The organism is Campylobacter aviculae, assembly GCF_005406215.1.
Classification (GTDB): Bacteria; Campylobacterota; Campylobacteria; order Campylobacterales; family Campylobacteraceae; genus Campylobacter_D; species Campylobacter_D aviculae.
The window spans coordinates 17,832-43,052 of the sequence record NZ_NXMA01000005.1; the positions used below are offsets into that span (position 1 = coordinate 17,832).

The window sequence follows — 25,221 nt, forward strand, 5'->3', positions numbered from 1 at the left end:
TTATATTTTTTTTAATAATTTTATTTAAAATTTTTACACCTTTTCAATTTGATTTAAAAATATTTTGGCATTACAGGAGCAAATTACTACACCTATAAATACATGATCTTTTAAAGCACTCTTCTTTACTTTTTTATCTCCAAAATTAAAATTATCACTACTAATAACTATATCATCATCGAAAGCATTTTTAAGGATGCGTTTGCAAAAAAGTTCATTATCACTATTGCGAAAAATTACCACATCGGCATTTCTTATTTTATCTAATGAATTTCTAGTGGTATCTATGATGATAAAAGACCCATTTTGTATAAAAGGCTCCATGCTTTCACCATGGATTTTAATCATATCATATTGAGTTTGATAAGGCACTCCTAAAACTTCAGTTAAAAAAGTCTTATCTACGCTGATAATTTGAAAATTTTCATTTTCATTTGCATTGCCAAATCCCGCACTTGCGTAAATATCTGGAAAATAACGTATTGAAATTGTATCTGAGGATTTTATACTTGAATGCATTTGAATATATTTGAGTATATTTTTGGGAGGTATGCTGCCTCTTTGCTTCCAAACATCGAGTGTATTTGGTGCTACACCTAAAAAAATAGCCAAATCTTTATAAGTTTTTAGTTTTTGTTCTGATTTCCATTGATCTAATATTTCTTTAACATCCATAAAAATCCTTTCAAAAGTTATAATATAACTTGACAAAATGAGTATATTTTTATTACAATATCACCAACAATATAAAAAAATTAAATCGTTTGTTAAAACCTAAGCAATAAGTATGCCAAGTTTTAATTTAAACTTATATTATTTTAATTTAAAAGGCTGAAAAATGGAGTTTTGGTTTATACTTGCGTTTTTCTTTTTTGGGTGTTATATTTTGTTTGATTAAGGCTAAATCGCCTTAAAAATTATTTTTTTTCTTGCTGTGGTTTATCTCCTCTAGTTTTTGGGATAATAGGAGTAGTAGTTCCAGTTTGTGGGGTTGGTTTCACTATTTTTTCTTTATTATCTGACATAATTATTTCTCCTGCTACGATTTGTGTGCCACTTGATATTATAGCAAAAAAAGATACACTAGCTCCAATAATAAGAGAGCGATAAATTTTATTGATATCTTCACTCATATTGTTAATGATTTTGTTGTTTTTATTAAAAGCATCTAATACAGAAGATATCATGGCATTAATTCCATTTGTATGTTCTAAATTATCTAAATTTAACTGAGACATCTTTTCATACTGATCTTGTGGAAAAGCTATCATGTTATTACTTTTTAATGCAATTAAGGAAAAGAAGGCAGAGTATCCTAAAAATGCAATTGAACCACCAAAGAGAATAATAACAAATACACTTATGTGGGTTATTTTGATATAACTATTAAGTATAGTGATATCACCGGCTATTATAAGAGTGCAAAGCCACATGTATAATTTTATAGTTTGAAATTGCCCGGGAATTACACTTGTTAATTGAATATCTAAATCCTTTCTTTTGCTTTCAAGCTGTAGTTTCAAATTCTTTTCATAGTTTTCGTATGAAATGTTTTCTTTCATTTTAGCTCCTTTTTTATGTTTTTAGAAATTATATTATAAAAAATCTTTATACTCAAAAATTTAGTATTTTTTGTCAAAATGAAAAATATAACTTGACAAAATGAGTATATTTTTATTATAATATCACCAACAATATAAAAAAGTTAATTACAAATTGTTTTAAATTAAAAACAAAGGTTGTATTTAAAGGAAATAAAATGCAAGATGTAATTTTAGCTTGTTTTTTTGTAGTAGGTTTTTTAACAGCTTTAGCGTTTAATCACTATAAAAAGGACAAATAAAACCTGCTTTAGAGCAAGTTTTATTAGAGTGGTTAAAACAAGGACAATTTACTTGTATTGTTTTTCTATTTCGTGTTTCGTAAGAAATAGCTAGAGGTCTGCCATTTTGCGAGGCAAGAGGGCAGGTAGTGTGCCAAGTATTAGTTTTTAATTTGCTTAAAAATCGAGTAAAAAATTTTATAAAGGAAACCATTTTGCAAAGCATGAAACCAAGTATAAAACCAAAGAAAAAGGCAGCAACACTTGAACCAAAAATATCTTTAATAGGAGTATAAAAGTCCATCTAAAACCTTTCTTAAAAGCTTTTAGATTATATCACAAAAAAGCTTTTAACAAGTTTTTAGGAGTTATCAAATGATAGAAGCAAGATCAATTTTGGAAGTTTTGAGTTTTAGAAAAACAGAAGAAAAGGAAGAGCTTAGAAAATGTTTCAGTTTTAGTGATGAGGTATTTGAAAAAGCACTCCATTTTTTACATCAAAACGATGAGGTAAGCATAGAAGCGATCAGTGATGGACTTTTTGAAAAAACAATCATTTCTTTAAGGAGCACAAAATGAAACTATATGAAAAAATCAAACAAATTTTAGATGTTGGAACCATAGCAGAAGCAGAAAAAAAACTAGATCTTACAAATAGGACTTTATCTGTATGGCTTAGCACTCCCACTAAGCGTAATTCAAAAGTAGAAACCGCACTTTTAAAGCTTGGAATAAGAGACGACGAGAGGCTAATGCAAAGGATTGAAGATTTAAAAAGTGAGTATAAAAAGAATGTAACCTTTAAAGAGGCACACGAAAGAGCTATTACACAGATTAAAGCTTTATTAGAAGAAATCGAGGCAGCGTAAAAGCCTCATTAAGCACATTTTAAAGTGTGCTTAAAGGGTTTTTAATCAAGTTGCGTTTATCGCCAAAAGCTTATAAAACTTCTTCTACTCTAGTTTTTTAAAAGCTAGAGCGTTCTTTTACTTATTGCACTCTAGGGCGACGGCTGGGAAAGTGGGACTTAAAAAAGTCTTTGTTAATCGCCAAAATTCCAGAAGTTTTTAACTTCGAATGCAGGTCTTAAGTTTTGGCTTAGTGTTTAAATGGGGGTTTATAAGGTATAAAAAGTCACTTTTTATCATCAGAATTTCTCCTTCGAGTCTTCTTTATTTCATAATAACCTTATTAAATCCTCATTTAAGCACTAAAAAAGGAGATAAAAAAAATGAATTTAGAGCTTTTTAAAAAAGATGAAAACAAAGAAATAAGCTTAACTTCTTTGGAAATCGCAGAGCTTACGGGAAAAGAACATAAGCATGTTATAAGAGATATAGAAACTTACTTAGAAAAAGTAGTTGAAGGGGGTGTGTCCAAATTTGGGCATACCCACCAAAACCCGCAAAATAAGCAATTTTACAAGTGTTACCGCTTACCAAAAAGAGAAGTATTGATTTTAGTGAGTGGGTATAGTGTAGAACTAAGAGCAAAGATAATCGATAGATTAGAATACTTAGAAAATGAAATCAGAAAACAAAGCTACAAACCGCTTTCATTGAAAGAAAGTTTGAAAATGCAATTAGATCTTTTGGAGAAAAATGAAAAGCTACAAGAAGAAAACATAAATCTAAAAAATGAAGCCGAACAAAACGCACCGCTAATCCATTTTGCAAATCGCATAAAAGAAAGTAACGATGCTATTTTAATAAGAGATTATGCAAAAATTTTACACGAAAAAAATCACTTAGAAATTGGAGAAAAAAGACTTTTTAAAATTTTACGTGAAAAAGGCTTTCTAATGAACGACAATAAACCTTATCAAAAATACATCGAACAAGGACTTTTTAAAGTAAGCCAAACCACCATAAGCACCATTAAAGGCGATCGCCTTGTAAGCACAACCAAAATAACAGGCAAGGGTCAAATCGCGGTATTAAAGTCTATTTTAAAAGCAGGTTAAAGGAATTTATAATGAAAAGACTAATATTTTTGTTATCTTAGCACTGAATGCGAGTGCAGATATTTACTCAAATATGAGTGAATACGCATTAATTCTTAAGTTGAGCGATACCTGCTCTTTAATAGACACTTCAAACACTCTTTATAAAATAGAACTACTCAAATACTTACCTTTAGAATTTAAAAGCGGAAATGCTGTTTTTAAAACTAATGTTTATGATTTTGTAAAGATGTGTGATGAAATAAAAAAAGGAAAATAAATGTTTAAACCACAATTATATAACGATCATTTTCAAAATTTCAAAAGGTATAATATACCCAAAGCACAGCTAGTCATTGCCGACATTCCTTATAACTTAGGAAATAATGCTTATGCATCAAGTCCTGAGTGGTATATTGGTGGCGATAATAAAAACGGAGAAAGTAAAAAAGCAAATAAAGCTTTTTTTGATACGGATAATGATTTTAGGGTAAGCGAATTCATGCATTTTTGTTCTAAAATGCTGATTAAAGAACCCAAAGAATGTGGAAAAAGTCCTTGCATGATCGTTTTTTGTTCTTTCGAGCAACAAGCTATGCTTATAGAGGTAGCTAAAAAATACGGCTTTAACCATTATATAAATCTAGTCTTTAGAAAACAAACTTCATCACAGGTTTTAAAAGCAAATATGAAAATAGTTGGAAATTGTGAATATGCCTTAATCCTTTATAGGGATAAATTGCCAAAATTTAACAACGACGGCAAGATGATTTATAATTGTATGGATTGGATCAAAGATGATGATATTCCAAAAATTCATCCCACACAAAAACCCGTAAAACTCTTAGAAAGACTTATAAGCATTTTTACAGATAGTAATGATGTAGTCATCGATCCATGTGCGGGTAGTGGAAGCACTCTTTTAGCTGCTGCAAATTTAAATAGAAAAGCATACGGCTTTGAGATAAAAAAAGAATTTTTTAAAAGTGCAAATGAGGTGATGTTTAAACAAATACAAAGATGTTTATTTGCTTAAAAATTTTGATAAAATTAATTTTGTAAAATTTGAAAAAAAGTAAAATTATGGATAATTTAGAACATTTTGATATATGCGTCGGTCGTGTTTTTAAAATCTTACTTGAAAATTTTCCACTTAAGAGTGATATTGTAGTTTCAGATCTTATACTTGAAAAAAATACCACAGGCTTAGATAAAATATATTATCATAGTATTTTATACCTTGAAGAATTAGAACTTATAAAAATAGAAACAAAAACAATAAGTCCGAGTGCATTTTTAGGAGTTAGATTGAGTGCTAAGGGTTTAAGCGTATTAAGAGCCACACCAAAAAGTATCCAAAGTAAAGAAAGTTTAGCAGATAGAATTTTAAACTTTTCTCACAAAACAAATAATGAAATTTTAAAAAATACCATTAGTTATATTTTTGAGCTAATAAAATAAGGTTTAAATATGGATAAGAATTTAAAAAAAATCACAGAATTAAAAATAAAATGTAAAAATTGCGACACAAAAATCATTACAAAAATAGGCAATGTTATTAAAACTTGTCCGCAGTGTGGAATAAAGTTTATAGATGAAAATTTAGGATATAATCCCTTTGAAATTTTAATTGAATTGTTTAAAAGCGTTGATAAAAATAAAAATGCAGAATTTTATTTTGTTTGTAAAAAAGGAATGTGATGGAACAAGAAATCGCTAAAATAAAAAAGTTTAAATTAGAATGTAAAAATTGTGAAACACAAATCATTATAAACACTCATTGTAGCATTAAAAATTGTCCCGTGTGTGGATTGAAATTTTATGACAATTTAGAAAGTCCTTTTGAAAATTTACACGAACAAATTCTTTTAATTAACAAAAATAAGAATGTAAAAGTTTATTTTGTTTGCGATGAAAAGGAGAATTCATGCAAAGCAATATAGAAAAATTCGATTTTTATAGTGCAAAAGTATTAGCTATCTTGCTTGATAATTTTCCTATAAAAAAAGATATTTACATTTTAAAAGATCTTATCAAGGATAGTGATGCAACCAAAGAAGATGTAAAATTTGTTTATGAAACGATTATAGCATTAAGAGATTTTGATTTTATAAGTTTTAATGAAGAGGTAAAAGAATGTTTCTTTGGTGTAAGATTAACCCTTAAGTCTTTAGAAATTTTAAAATCAATCCCAAAAACACTACAAAATAATAAAACTTTAGGTGATAAACTTAGAGATAGTATAAAATTAGCAGATGAAGAAGCTATAAAACAAAGTATAAGCTTAGCTTTTTCTTTGGCTAATAAGTTTTTTTAATCAACAGCAAAGCAGAGAAAGAAGGGTAAAATTTGATAAAATTAGTTTTTGCAAAGGAGTGAAATGGATACAGATCAGTATGATAAATGGAACAAACATAAAAAGAAGCTCAATAATATAAAATTAACCAAAAAAGCAAAAGTAAAAAAGATTTATTGGCTTAGCTTGGGCTTGAATGTCGGAGCTGAAGTTTATGGTAAAGATGAATTTTTTACCCGTCCTGTTTTGGTATTAAATAGCTTTTATAATGGCACATTTTTAGGTATTCCTTTAAGTTCTAAGACTAAGAATAAGAAAGGCTTTTTATTCCACAAGTTTAAGGACAATAAAGGCACTTTGCAAGTTGCACTTTTAGGACAAATGAGAGTTTTTGATACTAAAAGAATAAGAACTTACATAGGAAAAATAAATAATGATGATTTTGAAAAAATTAAGAATAAAATCGCAGAAAAAATAATAAGCCCTGCACGAAGACAGGGAAACTCAAAAAATGAGCCAATTCCTTTCATTTCTGAAAAGTAATGCAAAAATTATAACTAAAAAACATTAAAAATTGATAAAGGAGAGCTATGACAGCACAAGAGATTAAGGATTTTTGCAAAGAAAGAAATTTAACTTATAAAGAACTTGGTGAGTTAATAGGAATGAGTGAAGGGGGGTTGCAAAACGCAATTAAAAAAAATAGTATTAGCGACCAAACAGCTAAAGCGATTGAGCTTTTAAAAGAAATAGAAAATTTAAAAGAGCAATTAGCAGATTATGAGAATTTAAAACAAATACTTAAAAAAGCCTTACTTTAGGCTTTTTTAATCAACGGGCGGAATTTTCCGCTGGTTAAAAACCATCTTTTTTATAAAATAACTAACTAAAATATAAGGAGAGATATGAACGAAAACATCATTAAAAAAACTTGTAAAGAATTAGGGCTTACTTATAAGCAATTAGGGGAGTTGGTAGGATTTGGCGAAGAAGCTATATCAAAAGCTGCAAGAACTGGAAATATTTCAACTCAAATGCAAAAAGCTTTAGATTTATATTTAGAAAATATAAATCTAAAAGAAAAATTAAAAGTATTAGATACGCTTTCAGACATTATAAAACAGCTTTCCAAATAATACGATCCATTTTTGGATTGTATTAAATACGCTTTTTTTTATAAAAAAACTTATAATTTACTTTTTTAATCTTGACAAATAAGTATTAAATTTGTTATAATTCTTTCATAAGTCGGATTTAATACGGCTTATAGAAAGGAGTAAAAGATGAATATCAGTGATGTGCTCGAGTTAATCACTGCTTTAATCTGCTTGATAACTGCAATTATCCAAGCAAGAAAGCATTAAAGCAAAGGGCGAAAGCCCTTATCATCTTTTACCTTTTCTATTATAGCAAAAAAGGAGTAAAAATGGTTTTAGAACTTTTAGTGTTAGTAATATCTAGTTTGATTTGTGGCTTATCTATAAAAATTTATAAGCTTGAAAGGAGAGTAAAAGAACTCGAAAAAGGAAGCAAATGTAATACTTAAAAAAACGAAATAAAAGCTTTAAATGATAGTTAAAGCTTAAGTATGTTTTTGGTAGAATTTGTTTTTTGAGAAAGGTTTTGAATGACAGCACAAGAGATTAAGGATTTTTGCAAGGAAAATAATTTTACTTATAAAGATTTAGCACAAAAATTAGGTTGGAGCGAACCGAGTTTAAGGGCTACTATTGCAAGTGGAAAGATTAGCGAGCAAACTTCCGCGGCTATAAATTTATTAAAAGAAACAATAGAACTCAAAAAACAACTTAAAGATTGGGAAACGATTAAATCTATTTTCAAAAATATTTAATTGTTAAATAACTTAACAAAAATTCTACTAAAACACAAAAATAATTATCAATTTTAAGCATTAATTAATAAGATACTTTGTATAATTTAATTATAAATGTTAAGAAAATTAGCATTTATAAATATATGAAAGAATGGAGTAAAACTAATATTTATAAACCAAAAAAGGAAATTAAATGCAACATTTAGAAAACGAAATAAAAGCTGATAGTTAAAGCTTAAGTATGTTTTTGGTAGAATTTGTTTTTTGAAAAAAGGATAATTAATGGCAAAAAATGATGACAATCTTATCAAGAAAACTTGTAAAGAATTAGGGCTAACCTATAAACAACTTGGAGAAAAGATTGGATATAGCGAGAGTGCTTTAAATAATGCTTCAAGACAGGAAAAGATAAGTGAGCCGCTTACATTTGCTATTAATTTATATCTAGAAAATTTAAAACTCAAAGAAGAATTAGAAGATTTTAGAACTCTTAAAAAAATTCTTACAAAAACACTTTAAAAGTGTTTGAATTTCTACTAAAAACATAAATTATATATATTAACTATTGACAATAACATAAAATTAGTGTATTATTTAATAATTAAAACACAAATAAAGTGTTTTTAAACTAAGGAGTAAAAAATGAGTAACGAACTATGCCTAGAAAACGAAATAAAAGCTTTAAATGATAGTTAAAGCTTAAGTATGTTTTTGGTAGAATTTGTTTTTTAAGAAAAGGATAATTAATGGCAAAAAATGATAATCTTATCAAGAAAACCTGTAAAGAATTAGGGCTAACCTATAAACAACTTGGAGAAAAAATTGGATATAGTGAAGCTACTTTAAATAAGAATGCCTCTACTGGTGAAATAAGTAAAACAATAGAAGTAGCCATTAATTTATATTTAGAGACCCTAGAGCTTAAAAAACAGCTTAAGCAATTTGATCTATTAAAAGAGATTATAAAAGATATTTCTAAATAATCACTTCTTTAATAAATAAATTTTCTACCAAAGACTTATAAAACATATAAAAATATATTGACTTTATTTCTTAAATAAGTTATAATTTGATATTGAAACATATTTGAGAAGCTTATCAAGTATTTATAAACCAAAAAAGGAAATTAAATGCAACATTTAGAAAACGAAATAAAAGCTTTAAAATATCAGCTTTTAATCGAAAAGCAAAAACACAAAAAAACCAAAGAAAAGGTTTATAACCTTAAAAACATACAAGGAGAAAGATACGAGAAATTAAAAGCAGAATTTGCTAAAAATCAGCTTTTTGTTTTTAGAGATGATGAACTTTTTCTTTGGGTAGAAAGTTTAATGCGAGAACTTAAAACTAAAATTTTAAGTGCCAATGATGAGCTAAGTAAAAAAGCTTGCGATGTGTTGGTATTTAAATTAGAAAAACAAAGAAAACTTTTCAACCATTAAATAAAAAATCACTAATTTATCAGTGTTTAGGACATTTTCACAAACCCTAAACACTCATTTAATGTCTAAAAAAAGGAAATCAATGAGTTTTAAACCCATACAGAAAAACAATAAAGCTCTTGAGTATGCAAACAGAGCAAAACTGATAGAAAAATTAGCAATGCGTGGCTATGCACTTGTAAAGATAAGTAGCAATGGCTTTATAATGAAAAAAGGATTTGAAAAGGATATTTTATGCAACACAGCACAGGATACGATAGCTTCCACTTTGTTATCTCAAAAACAACCTTTTACAAATACCTTAAAAAGTGGGGATTGTTTGAAAAAATGCGAAGTACAACAAGAAACAAAAGTATCGATGAATTTGTAAAAGAAAAATTCAAAAGTCTAAAAACAAACGATAAGCGTTATCCTTTTAAGATGCGTTATATTAACTTAAAGCCAAGAAATAAAAGTCTTTCAAATACGATAATTATCCTTGATCACTCAAAAGATTGTTTTGAGTTATCTAAAAAGAATAAAAAATCAAAAGATTTTTATATAGAAGTTCAATTTAATGGACTTTATCAGCCAAGCAAACAAATAGAAGCTGAGGTTTGGAAAATCTTAAGCAAAATGATCAAGCGATTTAAAGCTTACAGCGTAGATATTGCTTGTGATTTTGATGATAATTTAGCAGTATCTAAAGCAAGGGAATACGAACACGCCAACAGATTTAAAAAACTTAAAATCGATGGAGAAATTCACGCTTATAAAACAAGTATTTATGTCAATTCACCCAAAAGCAAATACTACAATTTAAAACGTGTTTTGATCTATGATAAATACGAAAAACAAACTTATTATCACAAAGAGAAATTAAAGCCAGAATTTACAAGATGGAAAAGATTAGAGCTAAGATTTAGACTTAAAAATAAATTTTTAGATTGCATAGAAAGCGATGTCAATGAAGCCTTTGATTTTATGCAAGATTATCTAAGAATGATCGGAATTTGGCATTTTAATATAGAAGTGATACTAGAACAAACTAAATTTTTAAATAATCCACGATGGGCTAAGGTTTTTAAACCTTACGCTTTGGCAAGTTAAGGAAGAGATAATGAAAACAAAATTTATTTTTAAAGGTGTTATAAAATGTCCAAACTGCGACTTACTTTTTGCCCCTGATTCTAAATTCATACAAGGAAATGAAAACGCAGAAGAAGGCAAAGAATGTATTTTAAATGGAGAATGTCCTGCTTGTGATTATAAGCTAAAGATAGGTTTTAAATGCGAAAAAATCACAAGAGAATTAACTAAGATTTATTTGATGAGGTGCTAAATGAGTGTAACGTGGATCTTAGAAGCTAATGATTTAGCAAAACTTGTTTTAGAGGGCGATTTAAATAAATGCTTAATTGATGTTCGTATAGTAGGACATGAAAAAGAAAGAAAACTTTGCTTTTTTTATAATAGTGCTTTTTTAATAGCTGAATTTCAAAGACAAAAAGAAAGCATTTTAAAAAGACTAAGAGAGCTTTATAAAACCAAACTAGATTTTTACAAGCGTATAGACTTTGTATTTTATGGCATAGAAGCTAAAAATATACAAGAAAGTAAAACAAGAACAAAAGAAGAACAAGAAGTCTTAGATCGTGGCATAAAAAGACTAGAAAATTTATTGAAAGGAATACAAAATGGAAAAACTAGAGCAAGAGTTTAACGAACTTGAGCTTAATGAGCTTGAAAAACAAGGGGAATTTAACGAAGAACTAAAAAGACTTGCTATGGAGGCTGCAAATTTATTTAGAACTTTAAATAATTTAAAAGAGGAAAGAAAGGCTATTAATGAAAGCATTAAGTCTTATGAAGAACAATTTAAAAGAGTTATGCAAGATATAGATTTTTTAAAACAACCTAATCTTTTTAATCAAGAGCAAAGTAAAGGTGAGGAAAAAGAGGAAGAAAAATGATATTTGAGTTAATTATCAGACTTATTTGTTTTTATATTTATTAGCTTATAAAGGAGTAAAAATGAAGCTAAAAGATTTTGATTTTAGAATTTGGAATAATGAATTCAATAAATATGAAACCAATTATGCACTTATTTCAATTTTAATACTTGATTCCCTAAAAGGAATGGGGCATCTTAATCAAGAATATGAATTAGAACTTTGGACTAGATTTTATGATAGAAATCGTAAAAAGATTTTTGAAGGTGATATATTGGAGAATGTAGACTCACACGGGCAGGATATTTATAAAGTCGTTTTCAAAGAAGGTGCTTTTTATCTATCAAATATTGAAAGTGGCTACGAAGATTTAATGAGGGAATTTTTATTAATAGAACTAGAAATAATAGGCAATATCCACGCAAACAAGGAGCTTTTAGAATGAGTGTTATTAATCACTTAGATTTGTTTAGTGGTATTGGTGGTTTTGCTTTAGGTTTGCAAATGGCAGATAATGAGTTATTTAAAACTTTATATTTTTGCGAATGCGATCCTTATTGTCAAAAAATCTTAAGACAAAATTTTAATCAAAGCCATGTTTTTGAAGATGTTAAGCATCTTAATGAAAGAGATTTTAAGAATGTAGAAATTGATTTAATTACGGCTGGTTTTCCTTGTCAAGATTTAAGCATAGCCGGTATGAAAAAAGGACTTAGTGGAGAAAGGAGTGGATTGTTTTATGAGGCTGTTAGAATCATCAAATTTACAAAACCAAAATTTATTTTGTTTGAAAATAGTTCAGAACTTATTCGGCGAGATAATATTAGAGAAGAATTTACAAAAGAGCTTCAAGCAATCGGGTATGATTGTTGGTGGCAAATACTATGTGCTAAGTCCTTTGGATACGCGCATAAAAGAGAACGAGCTTATATTATTTGTTGGAATAAAGAATATTTTTCTACCGACTCCCTTAGCATCGGATGCTTTTTGCATAAAGAATTTTTCTATTTCTACTCAAATGAAAGCCCACAAATGCCATCAAAAGAGATTATATCCTTATATAGCTTGTATAGAAAAAGAAGATATGAAAAAGATTATGAAATTAATTGTGTCGATATACGAAGAGATGATGGGTTATCCAAAGTTTTGGACGCAATTAAGGCTTTAGGTAACGCTGTTATTCCTTTAATTGTAAAAATTTATGGTTTAACAATAAGAGAATGTTTATTTAGTATGAAAAAATAATATAAAAAGGAAAAAAACATGAAAGAATTTAACGAATATAAAAAAGCAAGACTAGCTTTAGAAAAAGAGCTGGCAAATACAAAGGAGGTGTTAAAACAAAGCATAAAAGAAATGTTACTTCTAAGAGATGATAAAGCTTTTATGCAAGGGGCAAAAGATGAGGTGTCAAAGATTGTCGAAAAAAATTGGAAAATAACTGCTTCACTTGAAAAATCAAGTGATAATTTAGAGATCAAGATACTAGAACAAAGCACGAGCTATAATCGCTTTTGTTTCGGTGATGTTTTAGTATTGATTTCTAATTTTTTAGTTTATGAAGAGCAAAAAGCAATTATTGCAAAATTAGGTTTTGATTTAGAAAAAGGAGAATGAAATGGTAAAATTATTATCAACATTATTATCAACTAAAGAGGTGGCAGAGTATTTAGGCTATCACAAAGATACAATACGCAAAATGAGAATGCGAAAAAATCAAAGCAAATATAATTTTCCACAAGGTTTTAAAATTGGAGGCACTATAAAATATGAAAAATCAGAAATAGATCAATGGTATAAAAGTCGCAGGGTGAGTTAAATTTTCCCTGCAATTCTTTCTATATAATCTCCCCACCACTGCATCAACTTTCTTTTAAGTTCTATATTATCCCCACGATTATAAGCTTTTAAAATAGCGTTTTTTTGTTCATGTGCTAAACAAAGTTCGGCTATATCCATACTAATACCATGTTCTTTTTGTTGCTCATTGGCTATACTTCTAAACATGGCACGAAAACCATGTGCTGTTTGAATCCCTTTGTATCCTAAGCGTTTATTTAGATTACAAGTAATATTTTCGCTATTATGACCTTTTTTAGAACTTCCGGCAAATACATAATCATTGACTTTAATTTTTTTTTGTTCCTTTAAGATTTTAAGTGCTTGAGTGTTTAAAGCTATAATATGCTCTCTACGCATTTTCATTTTTTGAGCCGATATTATCCACAAACCATTTTTTAAATCAAATTCATCCCAAGTTGCATTTATAACATTACCTGGACGTTGAGCGCTTAAAAGATTAAACATTAAAAGTCTTTTATGGCTTTCTTTAATATCCGCATTTTTTAAAGTATGGATATATTTTTTAATCTCTTTTTCATCTAATAAAGTAGGTTGGTGGATAGTAGCCTTTGGTTTTTTAAAAACAATACTATTTTTAATAGAAGCAACAGGGTTAAATTCTATTATTTCGAGTTGCAAAGCATATTCAAAAACCTTATTGATCCAGACCTTAGCTTTTTCAAGAGTGGCTGATTTATCCTCTAAGAGTTTTAAAACTTCCACAATTTCACTTCTTTTTATTTCAGTAATATTCCTATTTTCAAAACACTTGAAGATACTTTTTTTGTAATTTAGCCCTCTTTGGATCGTTTTTTTAGAAAAATTATTTTTGATGTTTAAATTTAATACTTCATCATATATTTCTCCAAATTTTTGCCTTTTTGCATTTTTTATATTTTGTCCTTTTGTTTTCATTTTAAAGGCATTTAATGCTAATTCTCTAAGCTCTGCCAAAGAAAGCAAAGGATACTCTCCTATTTTTATATAAGTATCATTTGCTTGTCTTATTTTAAAAATTTTCTTACCACTTGGATAAACAAAAATATACAAACTTTTAATACTCGGATCTGCAAATTTTATAAATTTTTTCCCATCTTCACATTTAATATTTTTTAAAAAACTATCGGTTAGTTTAGTAATTTTTGTCATTTTTTTCCTTGTATTTTAGTGTCTTTTTTTTGTAAAAAAGTAACCCACTTAGTAACCCACTTTTTTAAAAGTAACCCACTTTTTACGCCACATTTTAGCACAAATTGCCACATAAAGCAACAATACAGCACAATTAACTAAAACCTTTTATTTTCGATATCTGACTACGATTTGAAGTATTTTAGAGGATTTATATATAGGAGTATAATGGTGCCCAAGGTCGGACTCGAACCGACACAAGGTTGCCCTTACCAGATTTTGAGTCTGGCGCGTCTACCAGTTTCACCACTTGGGCTTAAAGCTTGAATTATATCTTATTTAGACTAAAAAACAATTTAAAATTATTGTTTTATATTGAACAAGTTTTAACAAATTTGGAACACTTATTGCTTGTATTAATTTTAGCAAATATTTGAAAAGATTTTAACTTTAAATTTTAAGGATGCAAATGAGAGTTACAAATAAGCTCAATTTTACAAATTCTGTTAATACTTCAATGGGTGGGCAAAATGCTTTGTATCAAATTTCTCAACAGATTTCTTCTGGATCGAAAATACAAAATTCTTATGAAGATGCAAGTGTTTATATAGACAATACGCGTTTAGAGTATGAATTAAAGGCTTTAGAGCAAGTTAAAGATGCAACAAGTTCAGCAAAAGAATTAACCGAAAATAGCATGAAGGCTTTGAAAGATATGGTTCAGCTTTTAGAAGATTTTAAAGTCAAGGTTACTCAAGCAGCAAGTGATAGCAATTCTCAAACATCAAGAGAAGCAATAGCAAAAGAATTGCAACGTATCAAAGAAAGCATTATACAGCTTGCAAATACTAGTGTCAATGGTCAATATCTTTTTGCTGGATCTCAAGTTGCAAATAAACCTTTTGATTCTAATGGTAATTATTATGGAGATAAAAATAATATCAATGTTGTAACAGGAGCTGGAACTGAAAGCCCCTATAATATTCCAGGCTGGGATTTATTTTTTAAAGCTGATGGAGATTATAAAAAACAAATTACAACCAATGTTAGTTTTACAGATAATCGTTATACAGATAAAACTGAGTATCTAAATGGAGATTCTGCTTGGAAACAGCTTATCGGGCAAAATTATGTTCAAGATGGAAAATTAGATGCTTACAAAGATTTTGAAGATAAAGATCAAAAACTTGATTTTCCATCATCAACGCTTTATGTTCAAGGAACTAGACCAGACGGAACGAGTTTCAAAAGTGCCGTTTTAGTAAAGCCAGATGATAAAATAGAAGATGTAATGGAGCAAATTGGAGCCCTTTATGGTAATACTCCGAACAATAAGGTTGTAGAAGTAAGTATTAATAACAGTGGCCAAATTCAAATCACAGATTTAAAGCAAGGCAATAATAAATTAGATTTTCACGCTGTAGCATACACTCCTCAAATGGAAACAACTGAAGATTTTAAGGTAATGGAAAAATTTGTTAAGGAAAATGACCTTAACATGGATGATGTTACAAATAAAGTTATGGAAGAAGCTACCAAAAATGGCGGAGATATCACAAACCTTACCTCTCCGGTTACAATCAAATTAACAGGAAAAGATGGAACTGAAAAAGAATTCACCTTTAGCTTGGCTCAAACTGACTTTATTAAAAGCAATATGACTGATTCAGATGGCAATAAAGCCAATGGTGCAGATTATGATAATGTTTATTTTGAAAAAAATGGAAATACGGTTTATGGTAATGTTTCTCAAGTAATCAAGGGAAGTAATGCTTATGCAACAGACTCAACTAAACTTAGTGAGGTTATGGCAGGTGATAGTCTTGATAATTCAGTTTTAAATTTAAAAGTAAATTCTAAAGGCGGAAAAACTTATGATGTAACTATAGATTTAGGAAAATCTACAGTAAGTTATCCTGATCCTGCTAATCCTGGTGAAACTATAAGCTTTCCTATTATGCATACAGATCCAACAACAGGAAACAGTGGGGTAGTGACAGCACCTAATGATATTACCTATGGACAAATTAACGATATTATCGGAATGTTTGCTTCTGATAAAGTTCCTACTCAAAGCATTGCAGCCAATAATAATAAAGTTGATGCAGAAGGTTATGACACTATTCAACAACTTATGAAAAATTCTCAAGCTACAGTGGATGTTAGCATGGATTATAAGGGGCGCATCAGTGTTACAGATAAGCTTTCTTCAGGAACTAACATTGAAATTTCTTTAAGTGATTCTCAAAGCGGTCAATTTCCTAAACCTCCATTAAGCACAACTGCACAAGTTACTGATGGACCGAATTTTAGTTTTAGCGCGAATAATGCTTTGATTATTGATGAACCTAATGTTGATATTATAAAAGATCTTGATAGTATGATTGAAGCAGTTTTAAATGGAAACATGAGAGCTGATGCTGATTCAAGCGATCCAAGAAATACAGGAATGCAAGGTGCTTTAGAAAGACTTGATCATTTAGCCGATCACGTAAGCAAACTTAATACAACCTTGGGTGCTTATCATAATATCATAGATGGAGTAAATACTCGAGTGAGTTTTTTAAGTGTTAATGTTGAAAGTATTAAATCAAATGTTATTGATATAGATTTTGGTGAAGCTATGATAAATCTAATGCAAACCCAACTTGCATACCAAGCTTCTCTTAAAGCTAGTACAACCATATCTCAACTGAGTTTATTAAATTATATGTAAAATTATGTTATAATGGCTTCTTGGAAAATTATTTTTAAGGAAAAAACATCAAAAAAGAAGCCATTTTTACTATTTCTACTTTTGGTATTTTCTATTTATGTCTTTGTATGCTAACTCCTAGCATGGGAAGTTGGATTTATAAAATAAATTTATTTTTATTTGGAGAATTTGGATATTATTACCCTTTTTCGCTTTTTGTTTTAAATTATTTTTATTATAAAAAAAATTATCAAATAGAAAATTTTTCACGTCAAGAGCTTTTTGGTATAGGTTTTGCTTTTTTTTCAATTTTATTATTATTTTCTGTACTTTATAAGGATTTTGGCTATATATTAGAAATTATTTATATGGTTTTTTCTACTATTTTGGGACATACTGGTAGTGGGATATTTGCACTTTTGCTTTTTATTTTTTCACTTATTTTATTATTTCCAAAATTTGCAAAAGAACTTTTTAGAATCGAATTAAATTTTGAGATCTTATTAAAAATTGAAAATATTTTAAAACTACGTTTAATGAAAATTTTTGGCGGAGATAATGATAAAGATGATATAGGCAAATCCGAACCACAAGCTCCTATAATTCAAATCAAACAAAGTGATTCAATGGTAAAAAAAACAGCCTTAACTCAGACAGAAGAGCTTGTAAGATTAAGCAATATTAATGCTAGTGAAAATTCTATTGTAACAGCTAAAGAAAATTTTGAAAAACTAAAAAGTCAAATTCTAGATGAAAAAGTAGAGGTTGATAAAGAAAGTTTAAAAGAAGCTAAAAGTTTTGTTTATGAAAATTCACCGCAAGTTAGAAATTTTGCCCAAAAAGCTAGTCGATCAAGTATCAGTCTTGATGAAGAATTTAATTTTATTTTAAAAGAAGAGGTAAATATGATTCCGGAGCGTTTTTTAAAACCTAAAAAACCCGAAGATATAAAACAAATAGATGTAATAAATAAAAATTTAGATGAGCCAAGCTATAAGCGAAAAAATATCCAAATTTCTATTCCAAAGCAAGAGATAAAGACAAAAATTTTTAGCAAAGAGCTAGAATTAAGTGAAGAGTTACTACAAAAAGCAAAACTAGAACAAGAATACAAAGCTTATCAAAATGAAATTTTAGAAAACAAAGTTCAAGAAAGGATAAAAGAATTAGAGGAGAATGATAAAACAGAATCTGGTTTAAATATAATTCAAGGAAACAAATATACTTTTAATCAAACAAATGAAGAGCAGAATCAAAGAGAAGAGTTTTTTGATGCAAAGAAAGAAAATCCAAATAAACAAAATACAACTAATGATGCAGAGGTTGAAGTTCTAGACTTTAATGAAGAAGAATTTGAATCCAAAAAAGTAGAGCTTATGAATGAAAATACGGATGATTTTATGCCTATAGTTGAAGAATTAAATCATCCTTATATAGAGCCGATTCCTATAATAAAACTTGATGATAGTCAGAAAAATGAAACACAAGACAATAGGGTAATTTTACAGCAGTTGGATGAGGGTGAAAAAAACCAGAATTTTAAAGAAAATAAATTACAAGATGATAAGCATGAAATCATTGAACAAAAGGCGATTTTAGCTAAAGAAATTGAACTCAATAAAACTCTTTTAAGAGAAATTGAGCAAGGAGAGCTTGAGGAACCAAAAGATTTTAAACTCCCTTCACTTGACTTTTTAAGCAATTCTAATCAATACAAACAGGATATCAATGAAAGCGAAATAGATAAAAAAATTTATAATTTGCTTGAAAAATTACGTCGCTTTAAAATAGGGGGTGATGTTACTAGAACCTATGTTGGGCCTGTAGTGACTACCTTTGAATTTCGTCCAAGTGCCGATGTAAAAGTAAGTAGAATTTTAAACCTTCAAGATGATTTAACTATGGCCTTAATGGCAAAATCAATACGTATTCAAGCTCCAATTCCTGGAAAAGATGTAGTAGGGATTGAAGTCCCAAATGAAGAAATACAGACTATTTATTTGCGTGAAATTTTAGAAAGCGAAGTATTTAAAAATTCCAAAAGTCCTTTAACAATAGCCCTAGGAAAAGATATAGTAGGAAATGCTTTTGTAACCGATCTTAAAAAATTACCTCATTTATTGATAGCTGGGACAACTGGAAGTGGAAAAAGTGTAGGTATTAACTCTATGCTTTTAAGTCTTTTATATCGCAATTCTCCAAAAACTCTACGTTTAATGATGATCGATCCAAAAATGCTTGAATTTAGCATTTACAATGATATTCCTCATCTTTTAACCCCAGTGATTACAGATCCTAAAAAAGCTATCAATGCTCTTTCTAATATGGTAGCAGAAATGGAAAGACGCTATAGATTAATGGCGGATGCAAAAACTAAAAATATAGAAAATTATAATGAAAAGATGAAAGAAATAGGAGAGGAAGAGTTACCTTTTATTGTTGTTATTATTGATGAGTTGGCTGATTTAATGATGACTGCAGGCAAAGATGTGGAATTTTACATAGGACGTCTTGCACAAATGGCAAGAGCAAGTGGAATTCACTTAATTGTTGCAACTCAACGTCCTTCTGTAGATGTGGTAACTGGTCTTATTAAAGCAAATTTACCGAGTAGAATTTCCTATAAAGTAGGGCAGAAAATAGATTCTAAGGTGATTTTAGATGCTATGGGAGCCGAAAGCTTACTGGGAAGAGGGGACTGTTTATTTACCCCTCCTGGAACTAGTTCTATTGTAAGATTACACGCTCCATTTGCAAGTGAATTTGAGATAGAAAAAATTGTAGATTTTTTAAAAGATCAACAAAGCGTAGAATATGATGAAAGCTTTTTAAAAGATCAGCAAAGTGCAGGAGTTACAAGTGAAACAAATTTTAATAATAGCGATTATGACGAGCTTTATGAAGATGCTAAAAATATAGTTTTAACAGATAGAAAAACAAGTATTTCTTATTTGCAAAGAAAGTTAAATATAGGCTACAACCGTGCCGCAAATATTATTGATCAACTAACAGAGGGTGGGGTTCTTAGTGATCCAAATGCCAAAGGACAAAGAGAGATTTTATAAAGTTTAAATAAAAATTTTCTATGTATCAAAATTAGAACTAAAAATATAAAAAGCTCTTTGCGAGCTTTTTATTTATCTCTAAGATTTAATTCTGTAATTAATTTGCTATAAGAATTGTAATCTTTTCTCTTAAGATAGGCTAAAAGTCTTTTTCTTTGACCGACTAGTTTTAAAAGTCCTAATCTTGAAGAAAAATCTTTTTTATAAATTTTTAAATGTTCAGTAAGTTCAGCAATTCTTGCACTTAAAAGTGCCACTTGAACTTCTGTTGAACCAGTATCACCTGGTTTTCTGGCGAATTTCGCAACAATTTCTGCTTTTTTAGCCGAATCCAAAGCCATAATAGACCTCCTGATTGGTTTAAATTTTTTAGAGCTTTGATTATATCGAATTAAAACAAAAAATAAACTGAAGTATATTTTATTTTCTAAAATTGTAAATTTTAAGCCGTTTTCTAAGATTTTTTTATTATAATTGAGTTTTTGTGTATAATATATTAAGGAGATTTTGTGCTACTTACTAAAGCTAGTGAATATGCTTTGCTTTCTTTGATTTATATTGCCCAAAAAGAAAAACCTCAAGATGTAGATTTTTTATCTACCGAGCTTAATATTCCAAAAAGTTTTTTAGCAAAAATCTTACAAACTTTAGCTAGAGATAATTTGCTTCAATCTTTTAAAGGTATAAAAGGAGGGTTTACCTTAATAAAAGATCCTAAAGAATATAGTATAAAAGAAATTATAAATAGTGTAGAAAAAAAAGATGTAAGTGTTTTTGAGTGCAGTAGCGGAGTGTGTCCAAGCAATAAAGAAAAAGATTGCACACTGATGCCTATGCTTACAAAATTACAAGATAAAATAGATGAATTTTTAAATTCTATTACTTTAGCAGATATTATGAAAAAATAAATGGCAAAAAAAAATAAAATATTTGACCTTGTTTTTCCCTTCTTAGGGCCGTTGATTGGACCAGTTTTAAAAGCAAAAAGTCTTACTATAGTCGGCTTTATAGTTTGTATTTTAGCTATTATTATTGTTCCTTTGCCAAGTCCTATTTTGGATTTTTTTCTAGCTTTAAGTATTGCTTTGTCAGTATTAATTATCTTAATTTCTATTTATATTCCAAAACCAACCGATTTAACCACTTTTCCAACTTTGATTTTAATTATAACGCTTTTTAGGCTTTCTTTAAATATTGCCACAACGCGTATGATTTTAAGCGAAGGTCAAAATGGACCTGAAGTTGTAAGTGAAATCATTGCTTCTTTTGGTGAATTTGTGGTTGGTGGAAATATGGTTATAGGGGTAATCGTATTTTGTATCCTAGTTTTAATCAATTTTATGGTTGTAACTAAAGGTAGTACCAGAGTTTCTGAAGTACAAGCAAGATTTACACTCGATGCAATGCCCGGTAAGCAAATGGCTATTGATGCCGATTTAAATGCAGGTCTTATAGATGAACAAACAGCGCGTGCAAGGCGTCAAGAAATTATCGCTGAAGCAAATTTTTATGGCGCAATGGATGGTTCGAGTAAATTTATCAAAGGTGATGCAGTTGCCGGTATTATTATTACAATTATTAATATTATCGGTGGTTTTTTAATCGGTTCTTTTCAGCATGATATGCCATTATCTACAGCCGCTTCAACCTATACTATACTCACTATAGGAGATGGTCTTGTATCTCAAATTCCTGGCCTTATAACCTCTACAGCTACGGCTATTATCATTACTCGTGCAAGCAAGGATGAAGATAATTTTGCTGAAGGAACCTTGAATCAACTTTTAAGTGAATATAGAACTTTATTAATCGTAGGTTTTGTTTTGTTTATTTTTGCTTTGGTGCCGGGTTTGCCTCACTTATCTTTAGGTTTTATGTCTTTGGTATTTTTAGGACTTGGATATCTAACAAAACAAGTTAAAGAAGGTAAAATAGAAATCATGGCAGCTAAAAAGACAAAACCAAGTGCCGCTGCAGGTGGAGCTACTACATCAAATGCAGCAGGTGCAGCTCCTGCCAAAAAAAGCGAAGAAGAAATTTTAAAAGAAGAAGAGCATAAAATTAATGATATTCTTAAAGTTGAAATTTTAGAACTTGAACTTGGATATGGACTTATAAAACTGGCTGAAAGCGAATTGACTGAAAGAATTAGATCCATGAGAAGAAGTATCGCAGAGAGCTTAGGATTTTTAATGCCAAAAATAAGAATTCGTGACAATTTAAGACTTAAGCCTAATGAATACAGCTTTAAGCTAAAGGGAGTTTCTATAGCGAGTGCTGAAATTTATCCGGATAAATATTTGGCTATGGATAGTGGATTTATCACCGAAGAAATTGAGGGTATAGCTACAAAAGAACCTGCTTTTAATTCCGATGCACTTTGGATTGATGCGAATTTAAAAGATGAAGCAACTCTTAATGGTTATATAGTGATCGATCCTGCGAGTGTGATTTCAACTCACATGAGTGAGCTTATTAAATCACATGCAAGCGAGCTTTTAACACGTCAAGAAGTGCAAAACCTTTTAGATAAGGTTAAAAACGATTATCCTATTATAGTTGAAGGTGCTTTAAGTGTAGCACCTGTAAGTCTTATTCAAAAGATTTTAAAAGATTTACTCAAGTATCATATACCGATTAAAGATATGCTTACTATTTTAGAATCAGTTAGTGATATTGCTGAAGTGAGCAAAAGTTTTGATATGATTATAGAGCATGTTAGGGCATCACTAGCAAGAATGATTACAAATATGTATCTAGACGACAAAGGAAATTTAGATATTTTTATTTTAGATTCTGCTAGTTCGGCAATTTTAATGGAAAATGTCCAATTTAGAGATGGTAGCTATCATTTGCCTTTAAGTGTGGCACAAACTGGTGTTTTAGTGGATACTTTAAGAGCTGAAGTGGCCGCGGTTTCTAATGGTCGCATCAAACCTTTCATACTTTGCGTTGAACCACAGCTTAGAAAATTTATTGCTGATATTTGCTATAACTTTAATATTAACATTGTTGTGCTAAGCTTTGCTGAAATTGCTGAAAATACCAATTTTAATACAGAAGGTATTATTAAGATAGAACTTTAAGGAAAATAATGAAAATTTATCATCTTTCACATACAGATCTTGATGGTTATGCTTGTCAATTTATCACTCATTTTTATTTTAAGAATGTGAAATTTTACAACTCAAACTACGGAAAAGAAATCAATGATAATTTTAATGCTATTTTAAGCGATATTGAAAAAGATGAAAATTTTGAAAAAGCAATTATTTTGATCACGGATTTAAATTTAACTCTTTCTCAATGTGAAGAATTTAATAAAATATGTCAAGAAAAAAAGATCAAGATTTTTTTACTCGATCATCATCAAAGTGGGGAAGAGTGTGCAAAAAAATATTCCTGGTATTTATTGGACTCAAAAAGATCGGCTACGAAAATCACCTATGATTTTTTTTCTAAAATTTGTCATTGCGATTCTGAACTTTCTCGTTTTGTAGATGTGGTTAATTCTGTAGATATTTGGCTTAATGAAGATAAAAATTTTGAACTCGGTAAAGTTTTTTTAGGCTTAATTGCCAATGCCAAAGAAATCAATCGGGTTATGTTTAAGGAAATGCAAGTTTATTATATGTTTTTTTTGCTTGAAAGGGCTCGTAAATTTATTGACAAAGAAAATTCTAATGTTTTACTCGATAATGCCACGCATTTTATAAAAAAAGATTTTTTCACTAAAGATCGTGATGATACTCTTGCAAATTTAATTTCTAATTTTGTAGTAGAAAAATTAAGCGAACTAAAAGGAGATTTTACTATAGAATATGAAGGATATAAAGGGATTTTAACTGTAAATATAGGGAGTACTTCTATTATAGGAAATGATTTTTTGGTTAAAAATCCAGATTATGATTTTTTTGTTGATATAAGTTCGAGAAAAACTTTAAGTTTTAGAGCTAATGGCAAAATAGACGTAAGCATAATGGCTAAAAACTTAGTAGGTGGAGGAGGGCATAAAAACGCTAGTGGGGGATTGTTTTCGGGTTATAAAGATAGTGCAAACTATAATTATATTAAAGCCCAATTTCTTGATCTTATTAAAAGCAAAGAGTTGAAAAAGGAAAATATGAATGCTACAACAAACACATAAAAAGAATTTAAATGATGAATTGGAAGATTTAAAGTATGAATTAAGTGTTGTTTTAGAGGCTATGCTTTTATATGCTGGTGTTAAAAGAGAAAAATTAGAATCAGCTATCGAAGCGTATATAGATAATATAGATTTAGTATTAAAAGATTCTCAAAAAGAGGGCGTTGATGAAATTTTAGAAGTTGTAGAATTTTTAAAAATTAAATATAAGGATTTATTTTTATGAAAAAAATAGCTACGATAATTTTAAGCTTATATTCCTTGAGTTATGCTAATATATATGAAGATTTAAGTGATTTTGCTTATAAAAAAAATTCTGATAAAAATTTTAAAGTTGAAAGTGCTAAAATAGTGCATTTTTTTAAAAATAGTAAAGAATGCTTAGATCTTTTAATCGGCCCAAATCAAGTGCAAATTTTAAAAACTTATAATTCTTGCAAGAATTTAGAAAAAGATTTAAATTTTAACAATTTTTTAAATCATGATTTTCTAACTTTATATAAAAATGATGGACAAATGATCCGTCAAATAACACGGGATTTAAAAAATGCTATGCAAGATATTATGATTTATTATAAATTGCATTATAGCTTTAGTCAAAACAAAGATGATATGAGTAAAAATCCAAATTTAGATATTTTAAATATAGATCCAAAAGAGGGTGGAACCTTACTTTATAAAGTCAATAATCAAGCATGTGTCGGTATAGAACTTTTAAGACATAATTCTAAAATGGCTATGAAAATTTATGGTATAGAAAATTTAGATAAAAAATGTAAACTCTTTATAGAATCACCAGATTTTAAAAATATTTCCTATACAATGAAAGATTTTAATTGGTATTATTTAGAGTAAAAAATACTTTTGATTTTTAAAAACACTTTTTTCAAAAAGCTTATTTTGGTGTAAGCACTTCTTTTCCCTAAAGCCTGGAAAACGCAAACATCCAAATCTCTTTTTTCCTGAATGCTTAAATTTTTCATTGAAATTAAACCTTAAATTTAAAAATATTGCGAGTGCTATTTTATTCTAAAATACTTTAGTTTTTTATTAATTTATTATTCAAGATATTTAAAA

Annotated in this window: 37 protein-coding genes, 1 tRNA gene and 1 pseudogene; 32 read left to right on the forward strand and 7 right to left on the reverse strand. The window is 28.8% G+C overall.

What is annotated here, in order from left to right:
- Positions 1–33 precede the first annotated feature (33 nt).
- The 3 genes from CQA76_RS03495 to CQA76_RS03505 form a co-directional block, all read right to left on the reverse strand.
- Positions 34–675, reverse strand: a complete 642-nt coding sequence (locus CQA76_RS03495; protein ID WP_232364888.1) for a S24 family peptidase — start codon at positions 673–675, stop codon at positions 34–36.
- Positions 676–917: 242 nt separating this feature from the next.
- Positions 918–1,562, reverse strand: a complete 645-nt coding sequence (locus CQA76_RS03500) for a hypothetical protein (RefSeq protein WP_137622073.1) — start codon at positions 1,560–1,562, stop codon at positions 918–920.
- A gap of 255 nt (positions 1,563–1,817) precedes the next feature.
- Entirely contained in the window at positions 1,818–2,126 is a 309-nt protein-coding gene (locus tag CQA76_RS03505) for a hypothetical protein (RefSeq protein ID WP_137622074.1), read from the reverse strand.
- A gap of 71 nt (positions 2,127–2,197) precedes the next feature.
- On the opposite strand from CQA76_RS03505, the gene CQA76_RS03510 reads away from it, so the two are divergent.
- From CQA76_RS03510 to CQA76_RS03630, 25 genes are all read left to right on the forward strand, one after another.
- On the forward strand, positions 2,198–2,401 hold the full coding sequence (locus CQA76_RS03510) for a hypothetical protein (protein WP_137622075.1): 204 nt from the start codon (positions 2,198–2,200) through the stop codon (positions 2,399–2,401).
- Positions 2,398–2,691, forward strand: a complete 294-nt coding sequence (locus tag CQA76_RS03515) for a hypothetical protein (protein ID WP_137622076.1) — start codon at positions 2,398–2,400, stop codon at positions 2,689–2,691. Before CQA76_RS03510 ends, CQA76_RS03515 begins: the two co-directional genes overlap by 4 nt.
- 362 nt (positions 2,692–3,053) lie before the next feature.
- Positions 3,054–3,785, forward strand: coding sequence for a phage regulatory protein/antirepressor Ant (locus tag CQA76_RS03520; protein ID WP_137622077.1), 732 nt, complete (start codon positions 3,054–3,056; stop codon positions 3,783–3,785).
- 73 nt (positions 3,786–3,858) lie between these two features.
- Entirely contained in the window at positions 3,859–4,044 is a 186-nt protein-coding gene (locus CQA76_RS03525) for a hypothetical protein (RefSeq protein ID WP_137622078.1), read from the forward strand.
- The gene (locus CQA76_RS03530) at positions 4,045–4,800 is read left to right on the forward strand and encodes a DNA-methyltransferase (protein ID WP_137622079.1); all 756 of its coding nucleotides are present in this window, start codon (positions 4,045–4,047) and stop codon (positions 4,798–4,800) included. It abuts the gene before it with no gap.
- Between the two features lie 47 nt (positions 4,801–4,847).
- Entirely contained in the window at positions 4,848–5,225 is a 378-nt protein-coding gene (locus CQA76_RS03535) for a hypothetical protein (RefSeq protein WP_137622080.1), read from the forward strand.
- Between the two features lie 9 nt (positions 5,226–5,234).
- A complete protein-coding gene (locus CQA76_RS03540) occupies positions 5,235–5,465 on the forward strand; it encodes a hypothetical protein (RefSeq protein ID WP_137622081.1) in 231 nt (76 codons plus the stop codon).
- On the forward strand, positions 5,465–5,707 hold the full coding sequence (locus CQA76_RS03545) for a hypothetical protein (protein WP_137622082.1): 243 nt from the start codon (positions 5,465–5,467) through the stop codon (positions 5,705–5,707). Before CQA76_RS03540 ends, CQA76_RS03545 begins: the two co-directional genes overlap by 1 nt.
- Positions 5,692–6,081: a hypothetical protein gene (locus CQA76_RS03550; RefSeq protein WP_137622083.1), complete on the forward strand. Its 390-nt coding sequence runs from the start codon at positions 5,692–5,694 to the stop codon at positions 6,079–6,081. The genes CQA76_RS03545 and CQA76_RS03550 overlap by 16 nt, the downstream gene beginning before the upstream one ends.
- A gap of 63 nt (positions 6,082–6,144) precedes the next feature.
- Entirely contained in the window at positions 6,145–6,603 is a 459-nt protein-coding gene (locus CQA76_RS03555) for a type II toxin-antitoxin system PemK/MazF family toxin (RefSeq protein ID WP_137622084.1), read from the forward strand.
- Positions 6,604–6,650: 47 nt separating this feature from the next.
- Positions 6,651–6,881, forward strand: a complete 231-nt coding sequence (locus CQA76_RS03560) for a transcriptional regulator (RefSeq protein ID WP_137622085.1) — start codon at positions 6,651–6,653, stop codon at positions 6,879–6,881.
- 84 nt (positions 6,882–6,965) lie between these two features.
- Positions 6,966–7,196, forward strand: coding sequence for a transcriptional regulator (locus CQA76_RS03565; protein WP_137622086.1), 231 nt, complete (start codon positions 6,966–6,968; stop codon positions 7,194–7,196).
- Positions 7,197–7,687: 491 nt separating this feature from the next.
- A complete protein-coding gene (locus CQA76_RS03570) occupies positions 7,688–7,912 on the forward strand; it encodes a transcriptional regulator (protein ID WP_137622087.1) in 225 nt (74 codons plus the stop codon).
- 264 nt (positions 7,913–8,176) lie between these two features.
- Entirely contained in the window at positions 8,177–8,413 is a 237-nt protein-coding gene (locus tag CQA76_RS03575) for a transcriptional regulator (protein ID WP_137622088.1), read from the forward strand.
- Between the two features lie 227 nt (positions 8,414–8,640).
- On the forward strand, positions 8,641–8,877 hold the full coding sequence (locus CQA76_RS03580) for a helix-turn-helix domain-containing protein (RefSeq protein ID WP_137622089.1): 237 nt from the start codon (positions 8,641–8,643) through the stop codon (positions 8,875–8,877).
- A gap of 147 nt (positions 8,878–9,024) precedes the next feature.
- Positions 9,025–9,336, forward strand: coding sequence for a hypothetical protein (locus CQA76_RS03585; RefSeq protein WP_137622090.1), 312 nt, complete (start codon positions 9,025–9,027; stop codon positions 9,334–9,336).
- Between the two features lie 82 nt (positions 9,337–9,418).
- Entirely contained in the window at positions 9,419–9,706 is a 288-nt protein-coding gene (locus tag CQA76_RS03590; protein WP_137622091.1) for a hypothetical protein, read from the forward strand.
- The gene (locus CQA76_RS03595; RefSeq protein WP_137622092.1) at positions 9,664–10,425 is read left to right on the forward strand and encodes a hypothetical protein; all 762 of its coding nucleotides are present in this window, start codon (positions 9,664–9,666) and stop codon (positions 10,423–10,425) included. The genes CQA76_RS03590 and CQA76_RS03595 overlap by 43 nt, the downstream gene beginning before the upstream one ends.
- Positions 10,426–10,435: 10 nt before the next feature.
- Entirely contained in the window at positions 10,436–10,657 is a 222-nt protein-coding gene (locus CQA76_RS03600; RefSeq protein WP_137622093.1) for a hypothetical protein, read from the forward strand.
- Positions 10,658–11,038, forward strand: a complete 381-nt coding sequence (locus CQA76_RS03605; RefSeq protein ID WP_137622094.1) for a hypothetical protein — start codon at positions 10,658–10,660, stop codon at positions 11,036–11,038.
- The gene (locus CQA76_RS03610) at positions 11,013–11,288 is read left to right on the forward strand and encodes a hypothetical protein (RefSeq protein WP_137622095.1); all 276 of its coding nucleotides are present in this window, start codon (positions 11,013–11,015) and stop codon (positions 11,286–11,288) included. Before CQA76_RS03605 ends, CQA76_RS03610 begins: the two co-directional genes overlap by 26 nt.
- A 61-nt stretch (positions 11,289–11,349) precedes the next feature.
- Positions 11,350–11,712: a YopX family protein gene (locus CQA76_RS03615; protein WP_137622096.1), complete on the forward strand. Its 363-nt coding sequence runs from the start codon at positions 11,350–11,352 to the stop codon at positions 11,710–11,712.
- Positions 11,709–12,512, forward strand: coding sequence for a DNA cytosine methyltransferase (locus CQA76_RS03620; protein WP_137622097.1), 804 nt, complete (start codon positions 11,709–11,711; stop codon positions 12,510–12,512). The genes CQA76_RS03615 and CQA76_RS03620 overlap by 4 nt, the downstream gene beginning before the upstream one ends.
- 18 nt (positions 12,513–12,530) lie before the next feature.
- Positions 12,531–12,884 carry a hypothetical protein gene (locus CQA76_RS03625; RefSeq protein WP_137622098.1) on the forward strand — a complete coding sequence of 118 codons (354 nt, stop codon included), beginning with the start codon at positions 12,531–12,533 and terminating at the stop codon, positions 12,882–12,884.
- 1 nt (position 12,885) lies between these two features.
- Positions 12,886–13,086, forward strand: a complete 201-nt coding sequence (locus CQA76_RS03630) for a helix-turn-helix transcriptional regulator (protein ID WP_137622099.1) — start codon at positions 12,886–12,888, stop codon at positions 13,084–13,086.
- On the opposite strand, the gene CQA76_RS03635 is transcribed toward CQA76_RS03630, so the two are convergent.
- Positions 13,083–14,258, reverse strand: coding sequence for a tyrosine-type recombinase/integrase (locus CQA76_RS03635; RefSeq protein ID WP_137622100.1), 1,176 nt, complete (start codon positions 14,256–14,258; stop codon positions 13,083–13,085). The two genes, CQA76_RS03630 and CQA76_RS03635, sit on opposite strands and share 4 nt — an antisense overlap.
- Positions 14,259–14,466: 208 nt before the next feature.
- Positions 14,467–14,553 (reverse strand) — tRNA-Leu (locus CQA76_RS03640).
- A gap of 153 nt (positions 14,554–14,706) precedes the next feature.
- On the opposite strand from CQA76_RS03640, the gene flgL reads away from it, so the two are divergent.
- Positions 14,707–16,953, forward strand: coding sequence for a flagellar hook-associated protein FlgL (gene flgL, locus CQA76_RS03645; protein ID WP_137622101.1), 2,247 nt, complete (start codon positions 14,707–14,709; stop codon positions 16,951–16,953).
- Between the two features lie 107 nt (positions 16,954–17,060).
- Positions 17,061–19,997, forward strand: a complete 2,937-nt coding sequence (locus tag CQA76_RS03650) for a DNA translocase FtsK (RefSeq protein WP_137622102.1) — start codon at positions 17,061–17,063, stop codon at positions 19,995–19,997.
- A gap of 68 nt (positions 19,998–20,065) precedes the next feature.
- On the opposite strand, the gene rpsO is transcribed toward CQA76_RS03650, so the two are convergent.
- Complete coding sequence (gene rpsO, locus CQA76_RS03655) at positions 20,066–20,338, reverse strand: 30S ribosomal protein S15 (protein ID WP_137622103.1); 273 nt, start codon at positions 20,336–20,338, stop codon at positions 20,066–20,068.
- Between the two features lie 168 nt (positions 20,339–20,506).
- Here rpsO and CQA76_RS03660 point away from each other — a divergent pair.
- The 5 genes and pseudogenes from CQA76_RS03660 to CQA76_RS03680 all read left to right on the forward strand — a co-directional run bounded on the left by CQA76_RS03660 (position 20,507) and on the right by CQA76_RS03680 (position 24,999).
- Positions 20,507–20,922: pseudogene (locus CQA76_RS03660) on the forward strand (Rrf2 family transcriptional regulator).
- Positions 20,906–23,083, forward strand: coding sequence for a flagellar biosynthesis protein FlhA (flhA, locus tag CQA76_RS03665; protein ID WP_137622105.1), 2,178 nt, complete (start codon positions 20,906–20,908; stop codon positions 23,081–23,083). Before CQA76_RS03660 ends, flhA begins: the two are co-directional and overlap by 17 nt.
- Before the next feature lie 8 nt (positions 23,084–23,091).
- Positions 23,092–24,144: a DHH family phosphoesterase gene (locus CQA76_RS03670; protein WP_137622106.1), complete on the forward strand. Its 1,053-nt coding sequence runs from the start codon at positions 23,092–23,094 to the stop codon at positions 24,142–24,144.
- Positions 24,125–24,370 carry a hypothetical protein gene (locus tag CQA76_RS03675; protein ID WP_137622107.1) on the forward strand — a complete coding sequence of 82 codons (246 nt, stop codon included), beginning with the start codon at positions 24,125–24,127 and terminating at the stop codon, positions 24,368–24,370. Before CQA76_RS03670 ends, CQA76_RS03675 begins: the two co-directional genes overlap by 20 nt.
- Positions 24,367–24,999 (forward strand): hypothetical protein, encoded by a 633-nt coding sequence (locus tag CQA76_RS03680; protein ID WP_137622108.1) that lies wholly within the window; start codon positions 24,367–24,369, stop codon positions 24,997–24,999. The genes CQA76_RS03675 and CQA76_RS03680 overlap by 4 nt, the downstream gene beginning before the upstream one ends.
- Here CQA76_RS03680 and CQA76_RS09400 read toward each other — a convergent pair.
- Positions 24,987–25,127 carry a hypothetical protein gene (locus CQA76_RS09400; protein ID WP_408608971.1) on the reverse strand — a complete coding sequence of 47 codons (141 nt, stop codon included), beginning with the start codon at positions 25,125–25,127 and terminating at the stop codon, positions 24,987–24,989. The genes CQA76_RS03680 and CQA76_RS09400 overlap by 13 nt on opposite strands.
- Positions 25,128–25,221: the final 94 nt, after the last annotated feature.

Coding starts and splice junctions, on each gene's coding strand:
- CQA76_RS03495 (WP_232364888.1), bottom strand. CDS start 675: ATGGATGTTAAAGAAATATTAGATCAATGGAAATCAGAACAAAAACTA.
- CQA76_RS03500 (WP_137622073.1), bottom strand. CDS start 1,562: ATGAAAGAAAACATTTCATACGAAAACTATGAAAAGAATTTGAAACTA.
- CQA76_RS03505 (WP_137622074.1), bottom strand. CDS start 2,126: ATGGACTTTTATACTCCTATTAAAGATATTTTTGGTTCAAGTGTTGCT.
- CQA76_RS03510 (WP_137622075.1), top strand. CDS start 2,198: ATGATAGAAGCAAGATCAATTTTGGAAGTTTTGAGTTTTAGAAAAACA.
- CQA76_RS03515 (WP_137622076.1), top strand. CDS start 2,398: ATGAAACTATATGAAAAAATCAAACAAATTTTAGATGTTGGAACCATA.
- CQA76_RS03520 (WP_137622077.1), top strand. CDS start 3,054: ATGAATTTAGAGCTTTTTAAAAAAGATGAAAACAAAGAAATAAGCTTA.
- CQA76_RS03525 (WP_137622078.1), top strand. CDS start 3,859: ATGAGTGAATACGCATTAATTCTTAAGTTGAGCGATACCTGCTCTTTA.
- CQA76_RS03530 (WP_137622079.1), top strand. CDS start 4,045: ATGTTTAAACCACAATTATATAACGATCATTTTCAAAATTTCAAAAGG.
- CQA76_RS03535 (WP_137622080.1), top strand. CDS start 4,848: ATGGATAATTTAGAACATTTTGATATATGCGTCGGTCGTGTTTTTAAA.
- CQA76_RS03540 (WP_137622081.1), top strand. CDS start 5,235: ATGGATAAGAATTTAAAAAAAATCACAGAATTAAAAATAAAATGTAAA.
- CQA76_RS03545 (WP_137622082.1), top strand. CDS start 5,465: ATGGAACAAGAAATCGCTAAAATAAAAAAGTTTAAATTAGAATGTAAA.
- CQA76_RS03550 (WP_137622083.1), top strand. CDS start 5,692: ATGCAAAGCAATATAGAAAAATTCGATTTTTATAGTGCAAAAGTATTA.
- CQA76_RS03555 (WP_137622084.1), top strand. CDS start 6,145: ATGGATACAGATCAGTATGATAAATGGAACAAACATAAAAAGAAGCTC.
- CQA76_RS03560 (WP_137622085.1), top strand. CDS start 6,651: ATGACAGCACAAGAGATTAAGGATTTTTGCAAAGAAAGAAATTTAACT.
- CQA76_RS03565 (WP_137622086.1), top strand. CDS start 6,966: ATGAACGAAAACATCATTAAAAAAACTTGTAAAGAATTAGGGCTTACT.
- CQA76_RS03570 (WP_137622087.1), top strand. CDS start 7,688: ATGACAGCACAAGAGATTAAGGATTTTTGCAAGGAAAATAATTTTACT.
- CQA76_RS03575 (WP_137622088.1), top strand. CDS start 8,177: ATGGCAAAAAATGATGACAATCTTATCAAGAAAACTTGTAAAGAATTA.
- CQA76_RS03580 (WP_137622089.1), top strand. CDS start 8,641: ATGGCAAAAAATGATAATCTTATCAAGAAAACCTGTAAAGAATTAGGG.
- CQA76_RS03585 (WP_137622090.1), top strand. CDS start 9,025: ATGCAACATTTAGAAAACGAAATAAAAGCTTTAAAATATCAGCTTTTA.
- CQA76_RS03590 (WP_137622091.1), top strand. CDS start 9,419: ATGAGTTTTAAACCCATACAGAAAAACAATAAAGCTCTTGAGTATGCA.
- CQA76_RS03595 (WP_137622092.1), top strand. CDS start 9,664: ATGCGAAGTACAACAAGAAACAAAAGTATCGATGAATTTGTAAAAGAA.
- CQA76_RS03600 (WP_137622093.1), top strand. CDS start 10,436: ATGAAAACAAAATTTATTTTTAAAGGTGTTATAAAATGTCCAAACTGC.
- CQA76_RS03605 (WP_137622094.1), top strand. CDS start 10,658: ATGAGTGTAACGTGGATCTTAGAAGCTAATGATTTAGCAAAACTTGTT.
- CQA76_RS03610 (WP_137622095.1), top strand. CDS start 11,013: ATGGAAAAACTAGAGCAAGAGTTTAACGAACTTGAGCTTAATGAGCTT.
- CQA76_RS03615 (WP_137622096.1), top strand. CDS start 11,350: ATGAAGCTAAAAGATTTTGATTTTAGAATTTGGAATAATGAATTCAAT.
- CQA76_RS03620 (WP_137622097.1), top strand. CDS start 11,709: ATGAGTGTTATTAATCACTTAGATTTGTTTAGTGGTATTGGTGGTTTT.
- CQA76_RS03625 (WP_137622098.1), top strand. CDS start 12,531: ATGAAAGAATTTAACGAATATAAAAAAGCAAGACTAGCTTTAGAAAAA.
- CQA76_RS03630 (WP_137622099.1), top strand. CDS start 12,886: ATGGTAAAATTATTATCAACATTATTATCAACTAAAGAGGTGGCAGAG.
- CQA76_RS03635 (WP_137622100.1), bottom strand. CDS start 14,258: ATGACAAAAATTACTAAACTAACCGATAGTTTTTTAAAAAATATTAAA.
- flgL (WP_137622101.1), top strand. CDS start 14,707: ATGAGAGTTACAAATAAGCTCAATTTTACAAATTCTGTTAATACTTCA.
- CQA76_RS03650 (WP_137622102.1), top strand. CDS start 17,061: ATGCTAACTCCTAGCATGGGAAGTTGGATTTATAAAATAAATTTATTT.
- rpsO (WP_137622103.1), bottom strand. CDS start 20,338: ATGGCTTTGGATTCGGCTAAAAAAGCAGAAATTGTTGCGAAATTCGCC.
- flhA (WP_137622105.1), top strand. CDS start 20,906: ATGGCAAAAAAAAATAAAATATTTGACCTTGTTTTTCCCTTCTTAGGG.
- CQA76_RS03670 (WP_137622106.1), top strand. CDS start 23,092: ATGAAAATTTATCATCTTTCACATACAGATCTTGATGGTTATGCTTGT.
- CQA76_RS03675 (WP_137622107.1), top strand. CDS start 24,125: ATGCTACAACAAACACATAAAAAGAATTTAAATGATGAATTGGAAGAT.
- CQA76_RS03680 (WP_137622108.1), top strand. CDS start 24,367: ATGAAAAAAATAGCTACGATAATTTTAAGCTTATATTCCTTGAGTTAT.
- CQA76_RS09400 (WP_408608971.1), bottom strand. CDS start 25,127: ATGAAAAATTTAAGCATTCAGGAAAAAAGAGATTTGGATGTTTGCGTT.